Origin of the sequence: Streptomyces luteolus, assembly GCF_029968015.1 — a bacterium.
Lineage (GTDB): Bacteria > Actinomycetota > Actinomycetes > Streptomycetales > Streptomycetaceae > Streptomyces > Streptomyces luteolus.
In genome coordinates, this window is sequence record NZ_JASCIS010000056.1 from 40,053 (window position 1) to 46,420 (window position 6,368).

Below are 6,368 nucleotides of genomic sequence, written 5' to 3' on the forward strand. Positions count from 1 at the left end.
GCGTTGGCGTGCGTCCGGATCGGCCTGGCAGCGCGTCCGGATCGGCCTCGTACTGGACGTACTTGGGTGATTCGGGCGTGCGTCGAGTCGGGCTCCGCCCGGCCGGAGGCTGGGGGAGCGGGCCAGGCGACGCGGGCCCGCAGACATCGGGGAGACGGGCCCTCGGCCCCCCGGGCGGATGGGATTGACTGCGGTCGCCCGCTGACCGCCGCGCGCGGCCAGTATGGTGGTGCGCGCCGCCGAGCTGCCCGCGCTGGCACTGTGCTTGTGCCGATGGAGGATCGGCGGGGCGGTGAAGCCGATCGGGAGAACCTGCCTTGAGTCGTGAAACTGACAGTTCGTCCTCCGGGCCCCAGGGGCGCGGTGGAGCCGCGTACCCCTCGGGGACCCCGCCGTACGGACCGCCCGGCGGCGACCGCACTCCGCAGGGCGCGCCCTGGCAGCAGGGTGCCGAGCCCGAGGCCGAGCAGCCCGCGGCGGAGGAGTCGCCGGAGACCCAGACCACGCTGACCACCCGCATCCGGATCAACATCCCCGGTTCGCGGCCCATCCCGCCCGTGGTGATGCGCACGCCGGTCGGCGAGGGCGACAACGCGGAGGCCGGGGGCCCCTCGTCGCCGATCGGTGGCCGCAAGTCACCCGGTACGCCTGGCGGAAGCGGGCCTTCCGGCGGTCCCGGCGGTGCTCCTTCGGGTGGTTCGGCGCCCGGCTCCCAGGGTGCGCCGAGGAGCGCCCCGGCGCCCGCCGCCGACGCCCCGGCCGAGAAGACCAGCGACTGGTTCGCCCCGCGCAAGCCCGCGCAGCCCACCGGCGGTTCGCCCGGCGGCCCGGGCGGCGCACTCGGCGGGCCCGGTGGCGCACCGGGTTCCGCAGCCGCAGCCGGTGGCGCCCCCGCGCCCTCCGCGTCCGCGCCCGCCGGCCCGTCCGCGGGCGGTACGCGCGGGGACCTGCCGTACTTCTCGGAGTCCGGTGAGGGCCCGGGGCGCGGCCCGGGTGGTCCGGGTGGCCACGGTGCGCCGGGTGGCCACGGTGCGCCGGGTGCTCCCGGCGGCTCCGGTGGCCAGGCGCGTCCCGGTGGAACTCCGGGCGGACGCGGCCCCGGCGGCGGCGGTGCGCCCGGCATCGGGGGTGCGCCCGGCCCCGTGTCCGGCGACCGGGGCACGGACAACCCCCTCGCCCGCTCCAGCCTGTTCGGGCCGGGACCGGGCGGTCCGACGGCACCCGGCGGGCCCGGCCCCTCCGGACCCGCGGCCCCCTCCGGTCCGACCGGTGGTCCGGCGACCGGTGACGGCCCGGTGCTGCCCGCCGCGTTCCAGAAGAGCGGGGGCGCCGGCAACGGCATCAGCGCGGGCCCGTCAGGACCCGCCGCTCCGGCCGCCGCCGACGACACCGCCGTCCTCACTCCGCAGAACGGCGACGGACCGCCGCCCGGCGGCCTGCACGTCTCCGGTGACACCCTGACCAGCGGCATCCCCGTGGTGCCGGCAGGACCGCAGGCAGAGCCCGGCTTCCCCGGCCCGTCCGCGCCGCAGTCCCGGCACACCCCGCCGGTGCTCCCGGACCCGCCCGCCCCGCGCGGGCGGCGCTCGGGCGCGGACCAGGGCGAGTCCGACGCGTACGAGGACGAGGCCACGTCGGCCGCCCCCAGGAATGCCAGGAAGGGCCGGAACAAGCTGGTCCTGATCGGCGCGGGCGTCGTCGTGCTCGGCGGACTCGCGTACGGCGCGGGGCTTCTGATGAACCACTCCGACGTACCGAAGGGCACCACGGTGCTCGGCGTCGACATCGGCGGCGGCACCCGCGACGAGGCCGTGCAGAAGCTGGACGCGGCGATCGCCAAGCGCGCCGACCTGTCGCTGCAGCTGGCCATCGACGGCGACAAGGCCACGCTCAAGCCGAGCCGGTCCGGCCTCTCCGTCGACACCCAGGAGACGGTCCGGCAGGCCGCGGGCAGCGACTACAACCCGGTCTCCGTCATCGGCTCCCTCTTCGGCGCCGAGCGCGTCGTCGAGCCGGTGATGCCGACCGACGAGGAGAAGCTGCGGGACGCCCTGGAGCGCGTCGCCGGCACCTCCGGCTCGGCCGCCGAGGCGACCATCAAGTTCCTGCCCGGCAAGGCCGTCCCGTCGTACGGAAAGTCCGGCAAGCAGCTGAACCCGGAGGGCTCGGTGGCGGCCGTGGAGGCGGCCTACCGCACCCAGGTCGAGACGGGTGCCATCGAACCGGTCCAGCTCCCGGTCTCCGCGGCCGACCCGAACGTCCCGAAGGCCGAAGTCGACCGGATGATGAAGGAGTTCGCCACCCCGGCGATGTCCGGCCTCATCACGGTCCGCACGGACGCCGCCCACACGGTGTCGTTCAGCCCGGAGAAGTCGATCTACAAGTTCGTCCGCGTCGTGCCGAGCGAGGACCGCACCCGCCTTGTCCCGTACTACGACCGCGAGGCCCTCAAGGAGCTGTACGGCGGCGCGTTCGACGGCGTGCAGCTGACCATGGCCGACGGCTCCAAGAAGCCGGTGACCCCCGCGCTCGTGGCCCAGGCCGTGAACCGCGCCCTCGTCGGCAGGACGCCCGCGGAGCGCATCGTCCAGATCGGCCCGCAGCAGCAGAACTGACCGCAGTCCCACCACTCGTACGGCACGACCCCTGAAGGTCGTGCCGTACGCATGTGTACGGTGCCTCAGTTCAGCCGGGCCCGGGCAAGGCGCGCGTCCCGCCGCACCCGCTCCGCCGCCTGCGCGTCCACCGGCTCCACCACCTCCGCGTACTCCTCCAGCTCCGTCGCGCCCGTGAGGAACTCGCCGCGCTGGATCAGGAGTTGGGCCCGCTCGTGGCGCAGCCTGGCCGGGTGGGAGGGGAGCAGCAGGGAGAGGTCCAGGGCCCACAGGGCGACGTCCGAACGCTCGGGGCGGGTGGAGGCCCAGGCGCGGATGTTGTTGAGGATGCGTACGACGACGTCCAGCGGGTCGGCCGGGTGCAGCATCGACGGGTCGAGCGGCCGGCCCGTCGCCCCCGAGACGAGGAGTTCCGCGTCCGTGCCCGTCAGGACCCGCCCGCCGTCGAACGGGTCGGCGAGCACCTGGTCACCCGGCGGCCCGAAACCGACGACGAAGTGGCCCGGCAGCGCCACCCCGTACACCGGCGCACCCGCCCGGCGCGCGACCTCCGTCCACACCACCGACAGCAGGATCGGCAGCCCGCGCCTGCGCCGGAGCACCTCGTGCAGGAGCGACGACTCCAGGCGCTGGTAGTCGGCCGCCGAACCCCGGAACTCGTAGCGCCCGCCGAGGAGTTCGGCGAGCGCGGCGGCCCAGGCGCGCGGGCCGCCGGGGCGGTACGGAAGCAGCCCGGCGAGCCGGTCCAGCTCCATCTGCGCGGTGTCGATGCCCGACTCGTCGAGCGCAGGGTCGCCCTCCGCGGCGAGCAGCAGGCAGAGCAGCGCCAGGTCGGGCCGCTCCGCGCGGGCCTCCCGCGCGAACTGCTCCCGCCGCTGCGTGGACTCCGATCCCATGGGTGCATCGTGCCCTGTCATCCGGACCGGCTCACTCCGCGGCGTCCGGCGCGCGGTAGTGGTGGTAGCTGTGGTGCACCGAGAAGCCCATCCCGTCATAGAGCGCCGCCGCCGCCTGATTGTCGTCCTCGACCTGCAGCCACGCCGCCGACGCGCCCTCGTCCAGGGCCCGCCGCGCGAGCGCCGCCATCACGGCCGTGCCGAGCCCCCGCCGCCGCTGCTCCGGGTCGACCTCGACGGCCATGAACCCGGCCCAGCGCCCGTCCACCACACAGCGCCCGATCGCCGCAGGCGCCTCACCCGTACCGGGCACGGAGGCGAACCACGTCGAAGGCCCGCTGCGGAGCACCCGGCCCACGTGCGGACCCGGCGTCCCGAACCGCTGGTAGCGCCGCAGCCACCCCTCGTCGTACGAGCGGGCGAGCCGCACCGGGTCCGTGTCCACGTCCAGGTCGCCGACCGGCGCGAGCGCCCCGATCCGCACCTGCGTGCTCACCTCGCGCCCCCAGCCGCGCCGTGCGAGCTCCGCGCCGAGCACCTCCTGGGTGCCCTCGGCGCCGGTCGCGATCTGTGCGTACGCGGGGAGCTCACGGCGTGCGTACCAGTCGCGTACGTACGCGAGTGCATCGTCGAGCGGTCGGCCCGGATCGCCCAGCGGGAGGACGGAGTTGGCGCGCCGGGTGAACCCGGAGGCGGCCCTGAGCCGCCAGTCACCGAGCTGTTCGCTCTCCACCGGCTCCCAGGCGCGCGCGGTGACCCGCGCCAGCTCCTCGAAGGACGCGGCGGGTCCGCGGCGACGCGCCGGGGCGGCGGGGATCACTTTCCCGGCGACGAGCGTGGATTCCGCGATGTGGACGGCCTCCCCGCCCCTACGTGTGATCAGCAGCACACCTTCGGTCCACGATGTGAGAACCCCGACCGTATCGGTGAACTTCTCACCTGGGATTCCGCTCCCGCTCAAGCACCGCACCGACACGCGTTTTCCCACGTCAGTAGGCTTGATGTGGACTTCGAGGAGCCCGCCTCCGATGATTTCCACAGCTCAGTCCGCCCCTCCTGTTCGGATCATGACCCGGAACGGAGATACTAGGTGCGGGCATCGACGACGCCGCGCTCCCGCGCGCCAGGCGGCGGAGCCTGAGGAGGCCCGCCAGCGCCCTATCGAGGAGGAACGACAGCGTGACTTACGTCATCGCGCAGCCTTGTGTCGACGTCAAGGACAAGGCGTGCATCGAGGAGTGCCCGGTCGACTGCATCTACGAGGGCTCACGGTCCTTGTACATCCACCCGGATGAATGCGTCGACTGCGGAGCCTGCGAGCCGGTGTGCCCGGTCGAGGCGATCTTCTACGAGGACGACACCCCGGAGGAGTGGAAGGACTACTACAAGGCGAACGTCGAGTTCTTCGACGAGCTCGGCTCGCCCGGTGGTGCCAGCAAGCTCGGCCTGATCGAGCGCGACCACCCCTTCATCGCCGGCCTGCCGCCGCAGAACCAGTAAGCGGCCAGCGGTCCAGGCCGTTTCCCCGAAAGGGACGGCCTGGCACCAAGCCCCGGTCCCGTACGGCCTCGACCGCCGCACGGGACCGCGGTGTTTTCGTACGTACGAGAAAGTGAGCAGCCCCGTGAGTCCACGCGTGGGAGCGGTCTCTTCGCGCCTTCCCGTCTTTCCCTGGGACAAGCTGGAGCCGTACAAGGCGACGGCAGCAGCGCATCCGGGCGGCATCGTCGACCTGTCGGTCGGCACCCCCGTCGACCCGGTGCCCGAGCTGGTCCAGAAGGCTCTGACGGCCGCCTCGGACAGCCCGGGCTATCCGACGGTCTGGGGCACTCCTGAGCTGCGGGACGCGATCACCGGCTGGTGCGAGCGCCGCCTGGGCGCCCGCGGGATGACCCACCAGGGCGTCCTGCCGGTCGTCGGCTCCAAGGAACTCGTCGCCTGGCTCCCCACCCAGCTGGGCCTCGGCCCCGGGGACAGAGTGGCCTACCCGCGCCTGGCCTACCCGACGTACGAGGTGGGCGCCCGCCTGGCCCGCGCCGAGTACGTGGCGTACGACGACCCGACCGAGCTCGACCCGTCCGGCCTGAAGCTGCTCTGGCTCAACTCGCCCTCCAACCCGACCGGCCGGGTGCTCTCCAAGGACGAGCTGACCCGTACGGTCGCCTGGGCCCGCGAGCACGGCGTGCTGCTCTTCTCCGACGAGTGCTACCTCGAACTCGGCTGGGAGGCGGAGCCGGTCTCGGTGCTGCACCCGGACGTGTGCGGCGGCTCCCACGAGGGCATCGTCGCCGTCCACTCGCTGTCCAAGCGGTCCAACCTGGCCGGTTACCGCGCGGCGTTCCTCGCGGGTGACCCGGCGGTCCTCGGCGAGCTCCTGCAGATCCGCAAGCACGGCGGCATGATGACGCCCGCCCCGGTGCAGGCCGCCACGATCGCGGCCCTCGGCGACGACACCCACGTCACCGAACAGCGCGCCCGGTACGCCGCCCGGCGCACCGCCCTGCGCGAGGCCCTCCTCGCCCACGGCTTCCGCATCGAGCACAGCGAGGCCAGCCTGTACCTGTGGGCCACGCGCGACGAGGACTGCTGGTCGACGGCGGCCCACCTCGCGGAACGCGGCATCCTCGTGGCCCCCGGCGACTTCTACGGCCCGGCGGGCGACCACTTCGTCCGCGTCGCGTTCACGGCGACGGACGAGCGGGTCGCGGAGGCGGTGCGGAGGCTGGCGTAGGGGTTTCCGCCCCGTCGACTCGGTCGCCCCCCTGATCGGCCTCCGGCCTCGTCCTCAATCGCCGGACGGGCTGGATTTTGATCCCCTCCCCGCCCCTTCCCGAAAGTCCTGCCGGACAGGCCTCCT

Annotated in this window: 5 protein-coding genes; 3 read left to right on the top strand and 2 right to left on the bottom strand. The window is 73.9% G+C overall.

Features of this window, described 5'->3' with window-relative positions:
• Nucleotides 1-317 precede the first annotated feature (317 nt).
• Nucleotides 318-2,615 (top strand): peptidoglycan binding domain-containing protein, encoded by a 2,298-nt coding sequence (locus QIT00_RS34160; RefSeq protein WP_282539371.1) that lies wholly within the window; start codon nt 318-320, stop codon nt 2,613-2,615.
• 65 nt (nt 2,616-2,680) lie between these two features.
• On the opposite strand, the gene QIT00_RS34165 is transcribed toward QIT00_RS34160, so the two are convergent.
• Both QIT00_RS34165 and QIT00_RS34170 read right to left on the bottom strand, forming a co-directional pair.
• Entirely contained in the window at nt 2,681-3,532 is an 852-nt protein-coding gene (locus QIT00_RS34165; RefSeq protein ID WP_408909908.1) for a transglutaminase-like domain-containing protein, read from the bottom strand.
• Between the two features lie 10 nt (nt 3,533-3,542).
• Nucleotides 3,543-4,550, bottom strand: a complete 1,008-nt coding sequence (locus QIT00_RS34170; RefSeq protein ID WP_282539373.1) for a GNAT family N-acetyltransferase — start codon at nt 4,548-4,550, stop codon at nt 3,543-3,545.
• Between the two features lie 140 nt (nt 4,551-4,690).
• On the opposite strand from QIT00_RS34170, the gene fdxA reads away from it, so the two are divergent.
• A complete protein-coding gene (gene fdxA / locus QIT00_RS34175) occupies nt 4,691-5,011 on the top strand; it encodes a ferredoxin (RefSeq protein WP_187811607.1) in 321 nt (106 codons plus the stop codon).
• A 136-nt stretch (nt 5,012-5,147) separates the two neighbouring features.
• Complete coding sequence (locus QIT00_RS34180; RefSeq protein ID WP_282539377.1) at nt 5,148-6,242, top strand: bifunctional succinyldiaminopimelate transaminase/glutamate-prephenate aminotransferase; 1,095 nt, start codon at nt 5,148-5,150, stop codon at nt 6,240-6,242.
• The last annotated feature ends 126 nt before the right edge of the window (nt 6,243-6,368 follow it).

Excerpts from the sequence above, each read along its gene's own strand:
- QIT00_RS34165 (WP_408909908.1), bottom strand. The coding sequence starts at position 3,532 with ATGACAGGGCACGATGCACCCATGGGATCGGAGTCCACGCAGCGGCGG.